Here is a 19,746-nt window from a genome sequence, read left to right on the forward strand (position 1 = left end):
CCATCTCCATCCAGGAGTCTTCCTTGAATCGCCCCTTCTTGGCGCGCGGTCTCCACGCGCTCTGGTATGCCCTTTTGTTGTGCGCGTGTGGTGGTTCCCCCTCTTCCGCTCCTGAGCTGGCGACCCTGCCCAGCGGATTAGGGGATGCGGGACCGCCCGTCAACTATGCCTATGACGAGTCCCGGCGGCTGGTCGGTGTCTACGACGGCACGGGTGCCAGCGCCCAGTATGTCTATGACAAAGGAGGTAACCTCCTTGAAATCAAGCGGCTGACAGCCACGGACCTGGGGCTCTTCGACTTCTCGCCAAACTCAGGTGGGCCGGGCTCGGAGGTGATCCTGACGGGGACGGGATTCAGCACGACACCCACCAGCAATTTTGTGTCCTTCCATGGCGTAGCCGCGGTTGTGACGGCGGCGAGCGCTCAGCGGTTGGTGGTGTCGGTCCCCGCAGGCGCGACGACAGGACCGGTGAGCGTGACGGTCGGCAGTGTGACCGCCACCAGCAACGAGGACTTCGAAGTGGCGGCCCAGGGCGGCGGCCCCAGCATTACAGGGTTTTCTCCCGTGGGTGGCCCCATCGGGACGACAGTGACGATCACTGGCACGAATTTCAATCCCGACCGCCTCTACAATCGCGTCTTCATCGGAGGCGTCCAGGCCTCCATTATCTCCGCTACGGCCACCCAGCTCGTGGTGAAGATCGGCTCGCAGGGCGCCACGGGGCGGGTGAGGGTTTCCACTTCCGCAGGGCATGCGACGAGCACCACGGACTTCCTGGTGATGCCGTCAGCGAATGTTCCTGGCGGGCTGGATACAGTGCTCGAACCCGTCGTGGGGGGGGCGCCGGTCAACATCTCGCTCCCGGATGTGACGAGAAAGGCGGTGCTGAAGTTCCCGGTGCAGCGCGGGGAACAGGTGAGCATCGTGGCGTCCTCAGTGGTGACGGGGGGCGCTTTCCAGGTTGCGCTGCAGATTGAGGATCAGCAGGGAACGGAGGTGAGCTCCGTTGTCTTGACCCCCGCGGGGGGCGTCCTTGATGCCCCGATCGCGCCGAAGGACGGCATCTACACGGCGGTGTTGAGGATCTCGGGCAGCACGACAGGCTTCAGCGCGACGCTTGCCCTGGTGCGCGCTTTGCGTGGCGTGCTTGAAAAGGATGGCGCGACGACGACCTTCACCAACCAGGCAGGGCAAAACGGCACTTATGACTTCGTGGGAGGAATCGGCGAGCACCTGGGACTGGGGGTGTCCAGCATCACCACCACACCTACTGGCCAGATCCTGACCCTGAAAGTGTTCCGGCCCGGGGGGCTTGAGTTCATCACCTGCCCCAGCATCACTGGCCCGAATAATTGCGACCTGCCTCCGTTGCCCATGGCGGGGACGTACACGGTCTCCGTCAATCCTCCGGGGACCGTGACTGCGTCTGTGGGGATTCTGCTGTCCCGCTCGGTGGGGGGCAACCTCACGGTGGATGGGAGCGCGGCCACCTTCAGCACCGCCCGGGTGGGCCAGGATGGCTTCTACACCTTCACGGCCAGCGCCAATGCCAATCTGAGCTTGGTCCTCACGGGCATCACCTTCGCCAGCGGCACCAAGGTCCAAGTGCTGAAGGCGGATGGCTCGGAGCTGGCCAGCCTGACTACCAACGCCACCACGGGCTATACGGTAGACTTCACCGTGCCCACGGCCGGCACGTACGGCATCGCTGTGGACCCGCCGCTGGCCAGCACCGGGCAGATGACCCTCAAGCTGGTGGGAGAGGCCACCGGGAGCGCGGGGCTCATTGACGGCACGGTCACCTCCGTAAGCCTGGGGGCGGGGCAGAATGGCCGCTATACCTTCAGCGGTACGGCCGGGGATCGCCTGGGCCTGGGCATCCCGAGCCTCAGCACGGTGCCCTCCGGAGGGAGTGTCGCCATCTCCGTTTTCAAACCCGACGGCACCTTGCTCGTCAATTGCCCCAGCATCACCACCCCGGACAATTGCGAACTACCGGTGCTGTCGGTGACGGGGACGTATGCCATCACCATTAATCCCGCAGGGGTCGCGACGGCATCCATGGGGCTGCTGCTGTCTCGTTCGGTGGAGGGCAGCCTCACGGTGGATGGGAGCGCGGCCACCTTCAGCACCGCCCGGGTGGGCCAGGATGGCTTCTACACCTTTACGGCCAGCGCCAATGCCAATCTGAGCTTGGTCCTCACGGGCATCACCTTCGCCAGCGGCACCAAGGTCCAAGTGCTGAAGGCGGATGGCTCGGAGCTGGCCAGCCTGACTACCAACGCCACCACGGGCTATACGGTAGACTTCACCGTGCCCACGGCCGGCACGTACGGCATCGCTGTGGACCCGCCGCTGGCCAGCACCGGGCAGATGACCCTCAAGCTGGTGGGAGAGGCCACCGGGAGCGCGGGGCTCATTGACGGCACGGTCACCTCCGTAAGCCTGGGGGCGGGGCAGAATGGCCGCTATACCTTCAGCGGTACGGCCGGGGATCGCCTGGGCCTGGGCATCCCGAGCCTCAGCACGGTGCCCTCCGGAGGGAGTGTCGCCATCTCCGTTTTCAAACCCGACGGCACCTTGCTCGTCAATTGCCCCAGCATCACCACCCCGGACAATTGCGAACTACCGGTGCTGTCGGTGACGGGGACGTATGCCATCACCATTAATCCCGCAGGGGTCGCGACGGCATCCATGGGGCTGCTGCTGTCTCGTTCGGTGGAGGGCAGCCTCACGGTGGATGGGAGCGCGGCCACCTTCAGCACCGCCCGGGTGGGCCAGGATGGCTTCTACACCTTTACGGCCAGCGCCAATGCCAATCTGAGCTTGGTTCTCACGGGCATCACCTTCGCTACCAGCACGCAGCTGCGGGTGCTAAAGGCGGATGGCTCGCAGCTGGCCAGTCTGCTCACCAGCTCTACCGCAGGCCAAACGTTGGACTTCACCGTGCCCACGGCCGGCACGTACAGCATCGAGGTGGACCCATACAGGGCCAGCACCGGGCAGATCACCCTCCAACTGATAACGGAGGCCACCGGGAGCGCGGGAATCATTGACGGCACGGTCACCTCCGTAAGCCTGGGGGCGGGGCAGAATGGCCGCTATACCTTCAGCGGTACGGCCGGGGATCGCCTGGGCCTGGGCATCCCGAGCCTCAGCACGGCGCCCTCCGGAGGGAGTGTCGCCATCTCCGTTTTCAAACCCGACGGCACCTTGCTTACCGGTTGTGGTGCATTCATGGCTCCAGACAACTGCGACCTGCCGGTGCTGTCGGTGACGGGGACGTATGTCATCACTGTCAATCCTGCGGGCACCGCGGCGGCGACAGTGGGGCTGCTGCTGTCTCGTTCGGTGGAGGGCAGCCTCACGGTGGATGGGAGCGCGGCCACCTTCAGCACCACCCGGGTGGGCCAGGATGGCTTCTACACCTTTACGGCCAGCGCCAATGCCAATCTGAGCTTGGTGCTCACGTCGGCGACGTTCACGGGTGGCGTGCAGGTGACCGTCTGGCCACCCAATGGCACTACTTCTGTTGTCGGCACGCCTGCCTTCCCCAACACGAGCTACACGGTGAATTTCACGGCCTCCACGGCAGGCACGTACAGCATCCGCGTGGATCCCAACAGCGCCAACACCGGCCAGATCACCCTTCGCGTGAAGACCCAGGGCGCTCCCTTCGCGCCGGCTCGCGTGGAGGTGGCGCCATGACCTCCAAGACATTCTTGTCCTCTCACGGAAAAAACATGCCTTACGCCAGACGTATCCTTGCGACCGCCTGCCTTGTCCTGCTCGGGGCATTCGCAGGCTGTACGGAGGAGATTCCCTTTGCGCCGGTTCCAGAAGAGGTCGTTCAACAGCTCACTGCGGAGCGGCCCCAGGCAGGTGGCGGGCGGAGCGCGACCCGCCTGTCGGACGGACGCTGGTTGCTATTGGGGGGCGAAACCGCGTCCGCTGCGGCGTCCCTCCAGATCGGGCCCGGGCGCGTCGAGCCGATGTCCCGGGGCATGGTCTCGGCGCGGTCGGGCCAGACGGCGACCGTGGTTCCAGGAGGCCGGGTCCTGGTGGTGGGCGGCCGTGACGCCACGGGCCGACTCGTCGAGGCGGCCGAGTGGTTCTCCGCGGATGACGCAGTCTTCGTGAGCGCGGCGGAGGTCCACCCGTCGCCGCGGGCGCGGCATTCCGCCACGGTATTGACGGACGGCCGGGTACTTTTCGCGGGCGGAGAGACTGCCGACGCGCGGACCAGTGACACGGCGGAGGTGCTGGATACGCGCACGCTCCAGGTGAGGCGCCTGTCCTCGCGCATGCAGGTGGCCCGCGCCGGGCACACGGCCGTGCTGCTTCCGGACGGCCGCGTGTTGCTCGCTGGGGGCGACGCGCCCGGGGCGGTCCCCACCGCCGAAATCTTCGATCCGGCGCGAGACGAGTTCGTCCGCGTGGATGTCTCCGAGCGCGAACGGCTGCCAGGGCCGGATGCCGCACTGGCGATCACGGGCTCACTGCCCAAGGACAAGGACCCTGCGGTGCCGGGGCAGGTCCTGCTGGCGGTGCGGCTGAGCCACCCCGTGGTTCAGGACGACGGGGCCTCCATCACCCTCGTGGGGCCCCTGGGTGAAGTCGCGGGGGAGCACACCTTCGCGGAAGAGGGGCGGCTGATCTTCTTCCGTCCCGCGCAGGCGCTGCTGCCTGCTACGGCCTACACGCTCTACGTGCAGGGGTTGCGGGACGCGAAGCACCGCGAGTTGCCGCTCACCACGGTAGGTTTCATCACCGCGACGCTAGCGGCGGGTGAAGGCCGTCCGGACACCCGGCTGCCGCGGCCGCAGCTGAGCCGTCCCAAGGCCTTGGCGCAGCCGACGGCGTCCCTGCGGCATCTGGAGAAGCGGGGCGCGGATGGCCGCTACGATTGGCGCGCGCCTGAGCGGCCCCTCTTCGATGATGGGGAGACTTGGTTGCCGGGCCCGGAGAATCTCACGGGCCGCTGGCGCTCGCGGGAGCCCCACGTGACGCCGGTGGAGCCACTCCAGGCTGCTCCTGGAGTCACAGCTCTCTCCGGGCGGGTGGTGCGCCTCAATGGCAGGCCTCTGGCGGGCGTGCGGATCGTGGTGCGTGGCGTGGCGACGATGACGGATGCCCAGGGCCGCTTCCTCGTGGAGGGGCTCAACCCCGGCGGACAGACCTTGGAGGTCAATGGCCAGACGGCCAACCACGGCGCTGTCCGCTACGGCCTGTTCTTCATGCACGTCGACCTCAAGGAGGGCATCACCAACCCCCTGGGCCACACGGTGTGGATGACCCGGCTGGATCCCCAGGGAACGGTCGCTATCCCGAGCCCCACGACGGAGGAGATTGCGGTGACGACGCCCGCCATCCCCGGCTTGGAACTGCGGCTGCCTCCCGGGACGGTGGTCCGCGACCGTGCAGGCAACCTGCTCACGGAGATCAACATCACGCCGCTGCCCATCAACCAGGCTCCGTTCCCGCTTCCCAACCTGGAGATGCCGCTCTACTTCACGCTCCAGCCGGGCGACGCGCGCTTCGAGGGGATGTCGCCGGGCTTCAGCGGCGCGAAGCTGTACTACGCCAACTATCGGGGCGAGCTGCCCGGGGCGAAGGCCAACTTCTGGAGCTATGACGCGAACGCCAGCGGCTGGTTCGCCTATGGCCTGGGCAGCGTCAGCGCGGATGGCCGCCAGGTGATTCCCGACGATGGCGTGGCCCTCTATGGCTTCGTCGGCGCTGGCTACAGCAACCCGGACGCCCCTCCTCCGCAGGTGGGCGGCGGCTGCAACGGTCAGTGCTGCAGCGAGAGCTCGGGTGGGAATTGCTCGGGTGGATCCGCCGGCAGGCCGGGGAGTTCCACCGGTGGCGACCCGGTCCAGCTTGCCTCCGGCCAATTCATCAACCACGAGGTTGACCTCGTCGTCGCGGACATCATTCCTCTCCAGGTGGAGCGCACCTACCGCTCGTTGGATCTGACGCGCAGGCAGTTCGGCGTCGGAATGGTCAGCAACTACGAGTACTTCCTTTGGCGGTCAACGCTCGACTTCACGGAGTACGAACTGGTCAAGCCGGACGGAACCCGCATCCGGTATGAGCGGATCTCTTCCGGCACGGATGACGCGTCAGCGATCTTCCAGACGACGTACCCGGGCCCCTTGGCCGGTTCACGCATCCTCCACAATCTGGACTACAAGGGATGGGACCTGGTCTTCCGGGACGGAAGCCGCTGGACGTTCAATCATGCCCACCGGTTGGCTCGGATGGCGGACCGCTTTGGCAATGCGGTGACCATCACCCGTCAGTCTGAGAACTCAGGGCCCATTGTCCGGTTGGATGGCCCCTCTGGACGCTGGGTGGAGTTCACCATCGGCACCAGTACCAACAACATGGGTCTGGCCACCCAGGCCAAGGACCACACGGGACGAACCGTCACATACACGTACGACACCCAGGGCCGGCTGACCCAGGTGACCGACGTCATGGGCAAGTCCCGCCAGTACACGTACAACACCTCCAATTACATCGAGACGGTGGTGGACGAGGAGAACCGGCTCGTCGTCCAGAACGAGTACGGGGCGAAGGGCAGGGTGTCCAAGCAGACGCTCGCGGATGGGAGCACCTACGAGTTCACGTACCAACTGGGGCTCGTCGAGCAGTGCCTGCCGCAAGGCGGCTGCAACGTCCGTGATGGCGAGCAGATCGTCCGGACCGATGTGAAGGATCGCTCGGGACAGACACGGCGTGTGTCGTTCCTTTCCGGTTACATCACCAAGGACATCTATCCCCTGGGAACGGCGGAGGAGCGCGAGACGAACTTCGAGTTGGACTCGTCCACCGGCCGGATGGATGCGGTGGTTGACGCCATGGGCCGCCGCACGGAGTACGAATACGACGCCTGGGGAAACGTCACCCAGGTCACGGGTCTGGCGGGAACGCCCCAGGCCGCGTCGACCCAATACACGTACACCTCGACCCAACAGATCGCCACCGTCGAGGACGAACTCGGCCATGTCACGGAGTACCAGTACGACGCCCAGGACAACCTGACGAGCATCGAGGACGCGACGGGCCGGACCCGCGAGTACACGTATGATTCGCAGGGGAGGCTGCTGACAGTGCGAGCTGGCACGGATGCACCGCTCACCCTCACGTATGAGGGGGCGGACGTCATCGCGGTGACGAGCGGCACCGGTTTGATGACCGAGTATTCCCACGACGCCCTGGGGCGGGTTGTCACCCGGCGCAGCCCGGGAGGACATGTTGATCACTATGAATACGACGGCCGCGACCGTCTGACCCGCTACACCAATGCCACTGGGGCTGTCGTCGAGTTCGCCTATGACAACTCAGGGCGGATCGTCGCGAGCAAGGACGCTCGGGGTCAGCTGACAAGCTATGTCTACAACAACCTGGGACTGGTTTCCGAGCGGATGGACCCCCTGGGGCAGACGGAGACGTATTCGTACGATTCTGCGGGACGTTTGAAGTCCTTGAAGGACCGCAAGGGGCAGGTGAGCGGCTGGAGCTATGACTCCTCTGGCGCGATGGTCCAGGCCGGTTTCGGTGCGACGTCGACAACGCCGACGGCGTACTCCAACACCATTTCCTACGTGTATGACCTGGGTGGCCGGCTCATTCGCATGGAAGACAGCCTGGGACCGGTAGTCTCCCAGACCTATGACGGCATGGATCGTCCCCTGCAGGAAGTGTCCCCGAATGGCACGGTTGACTACAGCTACGACGTCGCTGGGAGGCTGACGAGCATGACAGCCACCGGGCAGTCACCCGTCACCTACACCTACGACGACTCGGGGCGAGTAACTTCCCTCGTCCAGGGCACCAGCGCGGTCTCCTTTACGCATGATGCTGTTGGTCGCCGACAGTCCGTGATCCTCCCTAACGGGGTATCGCAGCACTACTCCCGTGACCTGGCGGGACAACTGACTGCCATCACCTACAAGCAGGGGACGGTCGTGGTGGGGGACCTGAGCTACACCTACGACGACGACGGGAACCGCGTCACTGTGGGCGGGACCCAAGCCCGGACGGGCTTGCCGAACGCCGCTTCTGGAGCCGTCTACAACGTGGCGAGCCAGTTGACGACCTGGAATGGTCAAACGCTGTCCTACGACGCCAATGGAAACCTGACTTCAGACGGCACGCGGACCTATACGTGGGATGTCCGCAATCAACTGACTCAGATCAGCACTGGCGCGGGCACGCTCGCCACGTTCCTTTATGAGCCGACCGGAAGGCGTTCCCGCAAGATGGTGTCCGGGACTGCGGAGGACTATCTCTACAGCGGAAGCAACTTCATCCAGGTTCAATCACTGGCTGGGACGACCGACCTCCTGACCGGGTTCGGGCAGGATGAGGTGTTCATCCAGACTTCATCTCTGGGGTCGCAGGGCTACCTGACGGATGCGATGCGGTCGACGGTCGCGCTGGTGGACGGCAGCGGTGCCCTGAGCGCGACGTATGCCTACGAGCCCTATGGCAAGACCGCTTCCATGGGGACGACAGCCGGAAACAGGCAGACCTTTACGGGACGCGAGGACGACAACACGGGGCTGCTCTACTTCCGCGCCCGTTACTATGATCCTTCCACAGGTCGGTTCCTGCAAGAGGAACCGCTCGCACACCTCCCCAGGGCGCTTCAGGCGTACGCGTTGATGGGACAGGGATTGCCAGTCTATGCGTACGGCTCGAACAACCCGCTTGCGTACAACGACCCAAGCGGACTGGCTCCCGGCGATGCGTTCTCAAGTCCTGACCAAGCTGCGAAGGACGCCATGAGGTCGATGCTGAATGATAAGAGGTTTTCGGATTCCAGGTCGACTTCAGAGTGGGGTGGCTGGATTTATAGGCTCGAAGGCACGCACGATTACTATGCGACAGACTGGCACCAGGGGATTGGTGGGAAGATAACGTTCAAGAGGGATTGGCTCCCTAAGGGAGCTGTCGCCTGCGGGACGTATCATAGCCACACGTATGGGGAGAATTTGTCAGAAGGCGAGAATCAGGACATCGACAACGCCAAGAAGCATAGGCTTGACTATTATATGATTTCGAAGATGAATAATATGTACGTGTTTTATTGGGATTACACGTATACGGAAATGGTGGATGGGGAGCAGGAAGTGTTTAATGTTGTCCTCCCTGTCAAGTGAGTCGTCATGCGCAAGTCGGGTCTGGGAGTTGTTGTAGGCCTTGCTCTGGTGGACCTCTCCTGTCGACATTTGACGGGGCCATCCGATCTGATGGGGAAACCGCTACTTGTTTGCGTCTCGGTTTCCACCGCGAACCTGCCCAATTGCAGGAGCGTCGGAGGGGAGTATCGAGAGGCCTTGGAGATTGCGAGTCAGGAGTTTGAGCGAGAGCTTTCGCAAATCCTGAAAGGCAGCGAACCACCTACCGATGAGGCGCGGTGTCTGGCTCGTCTGGATAGCTACGAGTCTGCCGTGGGGATCCAGGATGAGAATATTGACGTGCATTTCATTGCGACGAATGTTTGCGTGGGGCCAGATGACGTGTGGGCAGATGGCGCGACCACATTTCGGTTCCAAAGGGGAAGCCTTCGGTTCCAGAGGCTCAGGACTGAGTGAACGGGCATGCGTAGTTGCAATCCGTGCATGAACAGAAATGGGGGCTAAACGACCACGCATGAATCCCGAGCGGCTCGGAGGGTAGGCAGGCGCCGGAGGAGGAAGGAAAGAGGCAGGAGCTCGCGCCGTTCGGCCTTGTGTGCGCAAGAACCGGATGAAGATGCGAGCCCTGCCTCAGGGACGGCAACGGCTACGCCTGCGATGTCCTGATCGCAGGCCGCTGATTCGCTGGGGAGAGAGGACTGGCTGCCCGCTCACCCTGCGGCGGTGCCTGGCGGTAGCGAAGGTGGCCAGTGGACAGTCACGAGCGCAAGCTGCGCGGCAAGTGCTGTGCGCCACGTCCACAGTGGTGTCCGCGGTTCAGCGCTTCCAGCACTCAGGCCGAGAAGGCCTTTTGGACGGACGCGCTCAGAATGGGCAGCGCAAAGTGGACGAGCGACTCCGGCAGACGTTGTGCCGGGTGCTGGAAGGCACGCCGCAGCAGAGCGGCTGGCGGCGCACGACGTGGACGCGCGAGTTACTGGTTCGCAAGTTGACGAGGCGAGGCCGGGTGCGGGTTTCGCCCGCGACGATGGGACGCGCTTGGGCCTCGGTGGGGGCCAAGAGAAGGCGTCCGCGTCCCGTGGTGCGCTGCCCCTGGCCGGAGCGCCGACGCCGACGGCGCCTCTGGCAGCTGAAATGCCGTGCGGCCTTCGCCCGGCCCGGCGAGCCTGTGCTTTTCGAGGACGAGATGGACGTACACCTCAACCCGAAAATCGGCCCCGACTGGACGTTGCCTGGACAGCGCAGAGCGGTCGTCACCCCGGGCAGCAACCAGAAGCGTTTCGTGGCGGGGGCGCTGGATGCGCGAACGGCTCGGGTAACTTGGGTGCAGGGGAGAAGAAGACGAATGCGCTTTTCATCGCCCTGGTGCGCGCCGTGGACGCTGCCTATCCCAGAGCGAAGCGTCTGCATTTCATCCTCGACAATGCCGCCACCTACTCCAGCAAGAAGACGCAGAAGGCGCTGGAGTCACTGGGCGAGCGGCTGGTGCTGCACTTCCTGCCGCCGTACTGCCCCGAGGGCAACCGCATTGAACGCCTGTGGTGGGACGTGCACGCCAACGTCACCCGCAACCACCGCTGCAAGAAGATGGAGGCGCTCATGGCCGAGGTGGATGCCTACCTCGACGTGCGCAACACGCAGAAGACGGCCAGCCCCTCGCTGCGCGTCGCGCCTACTCGACGCGCAGCGTGAGACCGTTCGAGAATTACGATCGGTCATTTAGCGGGCAGCTGTGGGAATGGTCTCGTATGTGCCGGCCGCACAAATTTTGCTCACATTGATGCGGGGTCTATCTGTGAGCTTGTTTGTGAACCGAGGCGCGAGGGCTCATGCCCTGCGGGGTGGATTTGCGTGATGACAGCGGATGGCCGAGCCTCGGGGCTTCCCGGACATTGCATCCGTGCTTCGGAAATGTGACGAATGAGCGCGACCTTCCATGAAATGAAAGTGGCGCCGCCCCCGCTGGTGGTCCGGGTTGCCATGGTCGTGTCCGCTCTGGTTTGGATCTACCACCTCTTCATTCTGCTGCCGCCTCCACTCAGTTGGTTTCTCGCCGACCTCCTGCGAGGCATGCTCCATGGCTTTGCACTGGTGGTCATCGGGTTGGGCGTGGTGTCGCTCTTCTCGCGCCGGGAGCCGCTGCCGCGATGGCGTTGGACGTGGGTGGTGTGGCTCATTGTGGCCGTCGGGTGGTTTCCCATCACGATTCTGGTGAGTGTGGTGGTTGGATACAGTCCAGTCTTCCTGGTTCTGTGGGGTGTAGGGCTTCCATTGCTTCTGCTCGCGGAGCACCGTGCTCCTGTGCGGTGAGGATGACGGTCATGGCTTCCGTGAGAAGAGAAGTCCTGGACGTAGCGGGGGAGTGGTGCCTCCCGTTGGACAAGAAGCAGCGCCTTGACGGCTTGCTGGAACGTGCGTGGCGGTCGTCCACGCATTTCGCGCTGATCCGGCGGGGGAAGATGCGGGTCGACGCTGCGGATGTCGTCGTGCCCACGCCGGAGTTGAAACGCATTCAGCGTGACTTCGAGCGGATCCGAGCGGCCGCGGTGGAATCGCTGTGGGTTTCGTCGTGGCCTGGGACGATAACTGCATCCAATGCCGCGTTGTGGGTGCGGTGTCGGACGGATGCCGGTGTGCGCTTGCCGTTGAACGACGAGACCGTCTGGAGGGATATTGACGGGTGGGATGACCTCCAATTGTTCGAAGGGCCCAAGCTGAAGCTGTTCGTCTGCAGCCATGAGGGGTTTGGCGCCGTCTGGGGAAACGAGCGATTCTTCCGGGACCTGGGGACGGTTCCCTCTCGGTGGAAACACAAAACGCATGAACTGGTGGGGGAGCCCATGGCCCCTGCCGCGTGGTCACTGCTCGTGCAGGGAACGCCCATTCCGTAGGACGGCCATGCGATTCGTGCAGTTTGTCTGGATCTTCGTTGGGGCGTACCTGGGGCCGCTGCCCTTTGTATTTTTCATGGGCCTCTTGCCTGGAGGGTGGACGCGTTGGCTGGTGGGGCTGGACATCCCGTTAGGGCCAGGGATGAGCCTGCCCGGGCTTGCGGTGATGTTGTTGCTGTCCGCGACACTGGGCGCATTCGCCGCACTCTGGGCCTGGAGGTGGCGCTTCGAGCGCCGAAACAGGGGCATTTCGGGCAGGGACAGAACGCGGCCGGCGGGTCCTGTGGCCTGAACCTGCATGGATCCGCCCCTTGGGGGCTCCAGTCAGTGGACGGGGTTCATCCTTCACCCACCCCGTGCTAAAACGGGAAGGTCCATGGAAGGCCGACTGCTTCTGAAGAACTGCGCCGTGTTCCGTGCGGACGGTCGCGTCCGTCACGGCATGGCCGTCGTGGTCGAAGAGGGCATCATCCGCCGCGTCGCCCCCGACGCCGAGGTGCCCGTGCTGCCCGGTGACTGGGAGGTCGCCTGTCGCGGCCGGCTCGTCGTCCCCGGCCTCGTGGACTGTCACTCGCACATGGTCAACGGGCAGCTCCTGCCCCCCAATGGCGACTTCCTCCTGCGCCAGCCCCGCTCGCGCCTGGAGCGCATGCGCTCCGTGGCCAACCTCCTCACCTCCGAGGACGTGGAGGTCCTGACCCGCTTCGCCGCCGCCCGCGCGCTGCTGGATGGCGTCTCCCTCGTCGTGGACCACCTGTCGTGCCCTACCGACGTCGCCGGCGCCCTGGAGGCCCAGGCCCGCGCCGCGAACGCCGTGGGCCTCCGCCTGGTCGCATCCCACTCCACGCACAGCCTGGATGGCGCCGCCGCCGCTGACGCCCAGGCCGACGCCAACGCCGACTTCGTCCGCCGCTACCGCGAACACCCTCGCGTCCGTGGCGCGCTGGGCTTCCACGCGTCCTACACCTGCGAGGACGCCCTCCTCACCCGCATCGCCCGGCTGCGCTCGGAGCTGAACGCGCCCGTTGTCTTCCACCTCGCCGAGAACGAGGACGACCTCTCCACCACCTACGCCACGCACGGCCGCCGCGTCGTGCCCCGCCTGGACGCCCTGGGCCTCCTGGGCCCCCACGCCATCGCCGGCTACCCTCGCGCCGTCGAGCGCTCCGAGTCCGAACGCCTGGCCGCCTCCGGCACCTTCATCGCCCTCACGCCCCGCGCCACGCGCTCCATGGACCGCGCCGCCGAGTCCGCCGACGGCGCGCTGTCCAGCCTCCACCTCGTGGGCCTGGGCACCGGCGGCCATGGCACCCTCCAGGAGGAGCTGGCTGGGGCGCTCGTCAGCATGCTGTCCCTGGCTCGCTCCGGTCGCATGCCGGACCTGGACGACTCGCTGGCGCACCTGTTCGTCAGCGGCCCAGCGGAGCTGTGCACCCGCCTGTACGGCAAGCCGTCGGGCGGCGTGGACGAGGGCAGCATCGCGGACCTCGTCGTCTACGACGCCATCCCCGCCGCGGACCCGGAAACGGGGTACTCGCCCTACCTCCTGGGCCAGCTCACCGCCTCCCGCGTGGCGTGGACCATCGTCGATGGCCGCGTCTGCGTCCGCGAAGGGCAGCTGCTGGGCAATGACTTCGTGGACCTGGCCCGCGACGCCGCCGCCGCGCTCGCCCGCGTCTGGTCCCGCGCACGGCTGGGTTCGTAGGGTAGAAGGGGCGCGTGAGTGCCCTGCCTCCCCGCCTCGTGGACCTGCTGCGCGCCTCCCGCGCCCGCCGGGGTCCGCTGCTCGCCGACCCCGCCACCTCCGCCTTCCGCCTCCTCAACGGCGCCGCGGATGGCGTGCCCGACGTGACGGCCGACATCTTCGGCGACGTCGTCGTGGTCAGCCTCTACCGCGACCTGACCGAGGCCGAAGAAGCCACGCTGCTCGACGCCTCCGTCACCGCGTGGTCCCCTCGCAGCGTCTACCTGAAGCGCCGTCCCCGTGAGGCGCGCGTGCTCGCCAACGTGGCGAAGGACGCGCTCGCTCCAGAGTCCGCTGCCCGGGGCGAGCCCGTGGAGGACTTCGTCTCGAAGGAGAACGGCCTGTCCTTCCACATCCGCCCCGGACAGGGCCTGTCCGTGGGCCTCTACCTGGACATGCGCGACACCCGCGCGTGGCTCCAGTCCCAGGCCTCCGGCCTCACCGTCCTCAACCTCTTCGCGTACACGTGCGCCTTCGGCGTCGCCGCGACCGCCGGGGGCGCGAAGCGCGTGCTCAACATGGACGCCAGCCGCCGCGTGCTCGAGTGGGGCGAGGAGAACGCGCGCCTCAACGGCCAATCCGTGGACCGCTATGACTACGTGGCTGGCGATGTCTTCGATTGGCTCGGGAGGCTCGCGAAGAAAGGGGAGTCCTTCGATGTCGTGGTCTCCGACCCGCCGTCGTTCTCCACCACCAAGACGACCCGCTTCTCCGCCGCCCGCGACTACGCCCGCCTGGCCGAGTCCGCGGCGAGGGTGGTGGCGCCCCAGGGCCGTCTGGTTGCCTGCTGCAACCTGGCGGGACTGCCCCTGCGCCGCTTCGAGACGATGGTGCTGGAGGGCGTGACGCGGGCTGGCAGGAGCGGGAAGACGGTGGGGTCGTTGGGTCCCTCGGGGCTCGACTTTCCGGCGCCCGCGGGTGAGGAACCGGCGCTCAAGGTGCTCGTCGTCCAACTTCGTTAGCGCCCGTGGGCGGGGCGCGGCTACATTGCTTTCCATGGCCCCCGCCACCTCCTCGCCCGCGCGTGACGCGTTCCGCTTTGGCAAGTACCGGCTCATCGACCGGATTGCTGTCGGGGGCATGGCGGAGATCTTCCTCGCGCATGAGCTGGATGACAGCGGCGACGAGACGCCCATCGTCATCAAGCGCATCCGTCCGCATCTGTCCAAGCACGCGGCCTTCGTGAAGATGTTCCTCAACGAGGCGCGGCTGGCCGCCCAGCTCAACCACCCCAACATCGTGCAGATCCACGACCTGGGGAAGATCGTCGACAGCTACTTCATCGCCATGGAGTACGTGTCCGGCCGCGACATGCGCCGCGTCGTGCCCAAGGCGGAGACCCTGGGGATCCCCTTCCCCATGGTGTACGCGCTGAAGATCGCCTCCTGCGTCTGCGCGGGCCTCCACTACGCGCACACGAAGAAGGACCGCTTCGGCAACCCGCTCAACATCGTCCACCGCGACGTGACGCCGGAGAACATCGTCGTCGCGTTCGACGGCTCGGTGAAGGTGCTCGACTTCGGCATCGCCAAGGCCGCCAACCAGGTGGAGGAGACGCGCTCGGGCGAAATCAAGGGCAAGCTCAGCTACCTGTCCCCGGAGCAGTGCCTGGGCCGGCCGCTCGACAACCGCAGCGACATCTTCTCGCTGGGCACCGTCCTCTACGAGTGGCTCACCGGCTTCAAGCTCTTCACCGGCGACTCCGACGTCGCCGTCATGCGCAGCATCACCGAAGCCAAAATCTACGCGCCGTCGTACTTCCGCGAGGACCTGCCGGAGCGCGTGGAGGCCATCCTGATGCGCGCGCTCGCCCGTGACCGCGAGCGCCGCTACCAGACGGCGTTGGACATGCAGCGCGACCTGGACGACTTCCTGGAGTCCTACGACTTCACGCCCACGCCGCTGCACCTGGCCAACTTCGTCAAGCAGCTCTTCGAGGACGAGCGCCCGCAGGAGCTGAAGCGGCTGTCCACGCGCCAGTCCTCCGCGCCCACGTCGGAGATGGCCGTGGAGGTGGCGGCGGTGGCGGCGTTCGTGGACGCCTCGCCCACGGAGGCCATGCGCCTGGACGACCTCCCCGGCACCGAGCCGCGACTGCTCGCGATGCCCCTGGACCCCGTGCTGTACGCGAAGCTGGAGGCCCAGGCGCGCAAGGCGAATGTCTCCATCGCGAAGCTCGCGGCGGACGTGCTGGAGGGATGGCTCAAGTCGCGTTGATCCGCGTGCCGTTGCTCACCCCATGCCCCGGCTGAAGCTGACGCTCGAATACGAAGGCACCCGATACGTGGGCTGGCAGGTGCAGCCCCAGGGCCCGTCCATCCAGTCCACGCTCCAGGACGCGCTCCAGAAGCTTTTGGGGGAACGCGTGTCCGTGGCCTCCGCAGGCCGCACCGACGCGGGCGTTCACGCGACGGGGCAGGTGGCCTGCTTCGACACGCCGCGCGTGCTGCCGATGAAGGCCTACACCATGGGCCTCAACAGCATCCTCCCGCCGGACATCGCGGTGGTGGCCGCGGAGGAGGTGGCCGCGGAGTTCGACCCGCGCCGCTGGTCTCGCGGCAAGCGCTACCGCTACCGGGTGAGCAACCGGCGCACGCGGTCCCCGCTCTTGCGCACGACGCACTGGGAGCTGTTCGCCCCGCTGGACGTGGAGGCCATGCGCCGCGCGTCCCAGGCCCTGGTGGGGCGGCATGACTTCTCCGCGTTCCGCGCCGCGGACTGCCAGGCGAAGCACGCGGTGCGCGAAATCCGGCAGGTGCGCGTGGAGGGCGCGTCCGGCGACACCATCGCCTTCGTGGTGGAGGGTACGGCCTTCCTCAAGCACATGGTGCGCAACCTGGTGGGCACGCTGGTGGAGGTGGGCAAGGGGCGCCGTCCCGAGGCCTGGGTGGCTCAGGTGCTGGCTTCGCGCGACCGCAAGCAGGCCGGGGCCACCGCGCCCCCGCAGGGGCTGGTGATGGAGGAGGTCTTCTACGGCGACGGCCCGCCCCCTCGCTCGGCGGGGGAAGCGGCTGTCGGGGAAGAGGACGAAGGGTGAGAGTGCGCTAGGCTTTCGGGCCGTGAGCACGAAACCTGGTGTCCTCGAGCCCCTGCGCGTCCGCGTCCGCCGCTTCCAGTTCATCGTCGGACTGGGCTTCCTGTCGCTGGTGGTGGGGGCCATGCTCAGCGTGTCGCTGGTGCTGCGCCTGCACTCACGGGTGAACGCGCTGCCATCCGACCTCCTGCGCATCCCCGTGGTGGTGGTGCTGGAGGACCTGTGGGTGCTCGCGGTGCTGCCGGTCTTCTGCTACGGCGCCGCTCGCATCGTCGCGCTGCGCACGTGGACCACCGCCGTGGGGGCCGCGCTGTCCGGTGGCATGTTCGTCACCGCGCTCAACTTCGTGCGCGACGGCGCGGAGGGGCTCACCTCGGGGTGGAGCTTCGCGTCGGTGCTGCGCATCCTGGCGTTCGTGGGAGGCATCCTGCTGAGCGCCCGGGCCATCCAGGCAGGCCGCGCCGCGGCGGAGCGGGGTTCCGCGGAAGCGGAGGCGAAGGCCGCCTCCCGCAAGTCGGAGTACGACGAGTTCCTCAAGGCCGCCGAGGCCGGAGGCGCGCGGCTGGAGCAGCGCGAGGGGAGCACCGCCGCCGAGGCTTCGGCCACGCCCGCCGCCAGCGACTCCGCGGCGACGCAGGCAACGGCCTCCGCTCCCGAGGCGGCGTCGTCAGGTGAAGCGAACGGCGCGGGGGCGGGCACCGCGTCGTCCGGCGACGTGCCGAAGACGCCCGCGGCCTGAAGACGCAGGAAGGCGGCTCCGGCATCGCGCCGAAGCCGCCTCGGGCTGCGCGAACCTACGGGTAGCAGGCCGCCTGGCGCAGTCCGGTGTCCTCGGGGAAGCCGAGGGCCACGTTGAAGTTCTGCACGGCCTGGCCGGCCATGCCCTTCACCAGGTTGTCCAGCGCCGCCATCACCGCCACGGAGCGGCCCTTCGTCGCCACGGAGATGTCGCAGAAGTTGCTGCCCGTGACGGCCGCCACGCGCGGCGTGCCCTCCACGATGCGCACGAACTTCGAGCCCTCGTAGTAGCGGCGGTACTTCTCCGTCAGCGACTGCGTCACCACCGCGCCGCCGTGCTCGGGCCACTCGAACTGCACCGTGGCGAAGATGCCGCGCACCATGGGCGCCGAGTGTGGCACGAAGGCCAGCCGGTGCCGCTGCGCGCCGTGCGCCACCAGCATCACCTCCACCTCCGCCTCGTGCTGGTGCTCCAGCGGCTTGTACGCGCGGAAGTCATGCGCGCGCGTCGGGTGGTGCGTGCCCTCGCCCGGCAGCGAGCCGGAGCCGGACGAGCCCGTCACGCCCGACACCGCCAGCAGCCCCAGCCCCGGCGTGGATGCGATGGGCAACAGCGCCAGCTGCACCGCCGTCGCGAAGCAGCCCGGGTTGGCGATGCGCTTCGCCGTCTTCACCTGCTCGCGCTTCCACTCCGTGAGGCCGTAGGTGAACGTGCCGAGCAGCTCCGGGGACGGGTGCGGCCGGCCGTAGGCGCCCGCGTACCGGCCGGGATGGTCCAGGCGGAAGTCGGAGGACAGGTCCACCAGCAGCAGCCGGTCTGTGAGCCCCGCGTCCGCCCACTGCTTCTCCAGCCCGGCGAACTGCGACGCCAGCTCGCCGTGCCCCAGCGCGCTGAACACCACCGGGCGCGGCGAGTCCGCCAGCCAGCGCCAGTCCGGCTCCGCCTCGAAGCGGGCGTCCACCAGTCCGCGCAGGTGCGGGTGCACCTTGTGGATGGGCGAACCCGCGTGGTGCCGGGACACCGCGCGGATGCCGGCGTTGCCGGGGTGGCCCGCGAGCAGCCGCAACAGCTCGCCTCCGCCGAAACCGGAGGCCCCCAGGATGTAGATGTGCGCAGGCGACGTCATGACTTCCTCCCCGCTCCCAGCTTGGGCGCGAGCTTCTCCACGATGAGACTTCCCAGGGCGTTCGGATCCGCGCGCGCATTGCGAGCGGGCAGCCCCACCACCTGCTCCACGAAGCGCACGCCCACCGCGTTGTCCGTGGCGGGCCCGGCCACCATGTCCATCTCGATGCCGTACACCTCGCGCAGGTGCCGCACGCCGCCGGCCGCGCCCACGGGGTCGTTGGCGCACAGGATGTACGCGCCGCCCAGGGCCTTGAGCTCCGGGTCCGCCAGGATGGCCTGCACGCCGTACTCGCCCATGATGCCGTCGCCCGTCTCCGCGACGATGACGTCCACGTCCTGCGCCGCCATCTCCGAAAAGACAATCCGCGCCACCTTGGACGCGGTGCGCGCGCCGGTGCACACGACGCCCGCGTCGGTGAAGTCCATCACCACGTCCGCGCCGCTGTCCTGCATGGACAGGGTGTCGCGCATCAGCGACACGCCCGTGAGCTTCGCGCCGCCCACCCGGTAGCCCGCCTGGGCGAGCTTGCGCACCACGACGCTGGCCGCGTACGTCTTGCCCGCGTTCATGCAGGTGCCCACCACGTACACCACCGGGCACGTCACCGCCCTCGACGTGCCCTTGAGCGCGCCGGTGGAGATGTGCGCGTGCTGGCCCGCGCGCGACTGGAACTCCGGGAAGGTGAGGACCTGGCCCAGCACCTCCGCCTCGAAGGGCGCGCCCACGCCCGGGTTGTGCGACGTGCACTTCCCGATGACGCCGCCCATGTTGAGGATGTTGAGCCTGTCGCCCACCGTCACGGACGCGGGCACGATGCCCTCGTAGCCGTGCAGCGCGTTGCGGTGGCCGAGCGCGCCCACCACGATGTCGCCCGCATGGAGCGTGACGAGCCGGCCGTTCACGTCCTCCAGCTGGTTGTAGACGCTCTTCTCCCCGTGGATGCGCACCGCGATGACGGCGCCTTCCTCGCACTTGACCTCATCCGTGAGGTGCACCGTGCGCCCCACCTGGAGGTTGCGCGTGACACTGCCCACCTTGTCGACGTGGATCTTCAT

General features: G+C 66.8%; 12 protein-coding genes and 1 pseudogene. 11 read left to right on the forward strand and 2 right to left on the reverse strand.

Translation table 11 applies throughout. The features are described from left to right. The first annotated feature begins 23 nt into the window (after positions 1-23). From KYK13_RS12940 to KYK13_RS12990, 11 genes and pseudogenes are all read left to right on the forward strand, one after another. Positions 24-3,710, forward strand: a complete 3,687-nt coding sequence (locus tag KYK13_RS12940; protein WP_223644519.1) for a PPC domain-containing protein — start codon at positions 24-26, stop codon at positions 3,708-3,710. After that, complete coding sequence (locus KYK13_RS12945) at positions 3,707-9,175, forward strand: RHS repeat-associated core domain-containing protein (protein ID WP_223644521.1); 5,469 nt, start codon at positions 3,707-3,709, stop codon at positions 9,173-9,175. The genes KYK13_RS12940 and KYK13_RS12945 overlap by 4 nt, the downstream gene beginning before the upstream one ends. A 595-nt stretch (positions 9,176-9,770) precedes the next feature. Next, positions 9,771-10,136, forward strand: a pseudogene (locus KYK13_RS39315) (helix-turn-helix domain-containing protein); the annotation flags it as partial. Between the two features lie 338 nt (positions 10,137-10,474). Next, positions 10,475-10,846, forward strand: coding sequence for a transposase (locus KYK13_RS12955; RefSeq protein WP_223644523.1), 372 nt, complete (start codon positions 10,475-10,477; stop codon positions 10,844-10,846). 228 nt (positions 10,847-11,074) lie between these two features. Next, positions 11,075-11,464, forward strand: coding sequence for a hypothetical protein (locus tag KYK13_RS12960; RefSeq protein ID WP_223644525.1), 390 nt, complete (start codon positions 11,075-11,077; stop codon positions 11,462-11,464). Positions 11,465-11,529: 65 nt separating this feature from the next. Then, positions 11,530-12,045, forward strand: coding sequence for a hypothetical protein (locus KYK13_RS12965; RefSeq protein ID WP_223644527.1), 516 nt, complete (start codon positions 11,530-11,532; stop codon positions 12,043-12,045). Positions 12,046-12,421: 376 nt separating this feature from the next. Next, the gene (locus KYK13_RS12970; protein ID WP_223644529.1) at positions 12,422-13,750 is read left to right on the forward strand and encodes an amidohydrolase family protein; all 1,329 of its coding nucleotides are present in this window, start codon (positions 12,422-12,424) and stop codon (positions 13,748-13,750) included. A gap of 14 nt (positions 13,751-13,764) precedes the next feature. Beyond that, complete coding sequence (locus tag KYK13_RS12975) at positions 13,765-14,751, forward strand: class I SAM-dependent rRNA methyltransferase (RefSeq protein WP_223644531.1); 987 nt, start codon at positions 13,765-13,767, stop codon at positions 14,749-14,751. Between the two features lie 34 nt (positions 14,752-14,785). Further along, a complete protein-coding gene (locus KYK13_RS12980; protein WP_223644533.1) occupies positions 14,786-16,006 on the forward strand; it encodes a serine/threonine-protein kinase in 1,221 nt (406 codons plus the stop codon). A gap of 22 nt (positions 16,007-16,028) precedes the next feature. Further along, on the forward strand, positions 16,029-16,826 hold the full coding sequence (truA, locus tag KYK13_RS12985) for a tRNA pseudouridine(38-40) synthase TruA (protein ID WP_223644535.1): 798 nt from the start codon (positions 16,029-16,031) through the stop codon (positions 16,824-16,826). Between the two features lie 22 nt (positions 16,827-16,848). Further along, positions 16,849-17,562, forward strand: a complete 714-nt coding sequence (locus tag KYK13_RS12990; protein WP_223644537.1) for a hypothetical protein — start codon at positions 16,849-16,851, stop codon at positions 17,560-17,562. Positions 17,563-17,617: 55 nt separating this feature from the next. Here KYK13_RS12990 and argC read toward each other — a convergent pair whose 3' ends face one another. After that, positions 17,618-18,688: an N-acetyl-gamma-glutamyl-phosphate reductase gene (argC, locus tag KYK13_RS12995; protein ID WP_223644539.1), complete on the reverse strand. Its 1,071-nt coding sequence runs from the start codon at positions 18,686-18,688 to the stop codon at positions 17,618-17,620. Further along, positions 18,685-19,746: a DUF1611 domain-containing protein gene (locus KYK13_RS13000; RefSeq protein WP_223644541.1), complete on the reverse strand. Its 1,062-nt coding sequence runs from the start codon at positions 19,744-19,746 to the stop codon at positions 18,685-18,687. The genes argC and KYK13_RS13000 overlap by 4 nt, the downstream gene beginning before the upstream one ends.

This window comes from Corallococcus sp. EGB (genome assembly GCF_019968905.1).
GTDB lineage: Bacteria > Myxococcota > Myxococcia > Myxococcales > Myxococcaceae > Corallococcus.

What these genes read in the sequence shown, in the direction of transcription:
- KYK13_RS12945 (WP_223644521.1), top strand. Translation starts at nt 3,707, where the DNA reads ATGACCTCCAAGACATTCTTGTCCTCTCACGGAAAAAACATGCCTTAC.
- KYK13_RS12960 (WP_223644525.1), top strand. Translation starts at nt 11,075, where the DNA reads ATGAGCGCGACCTTCCATGAAATGAAAGTGGCGCCGCCCCCGCTGGTG.
- KYK13_RS12970 (WP_223644529.1), top strand. Translation starts at nt 12,422, where the DNA reads ATGGAAGGCCGACTGCTTCTGAAGAACTGCGCCGTGTTCCGTGCGGAC.
- KYK13_RS12980 (WP_223644533.1), top strand. Translation starts at nt 14,786, where the DNA reads ATGGCCCCCGCCACCTCCTCGCCCGCGCGTGACGCGTTCCGCTTTGGC.
- truA (WP_223644535.1), top strand. Translation starts at nt 16,029, where the DNA reads ATGCCCCGGCTGAAGCTGACGCTCGAATACGAAGGCACCCGATACGTG.
- argC (WP_223644539.1), bottom strand. Translation starts at nt 18,688, where the DNA reads ATGACGTCGCCTGCGCACATCTACATCCTGGGGGCCTCCGGTTTCGGC.
- KYK13_RS13000 (WP_223644541.1), bottom strand. Translation starts at nt 19,746, where the DNA reads ATGAAGATCCACGTCGACAAGGTGGGCAGTGTCACGCGCAACCTCCAG.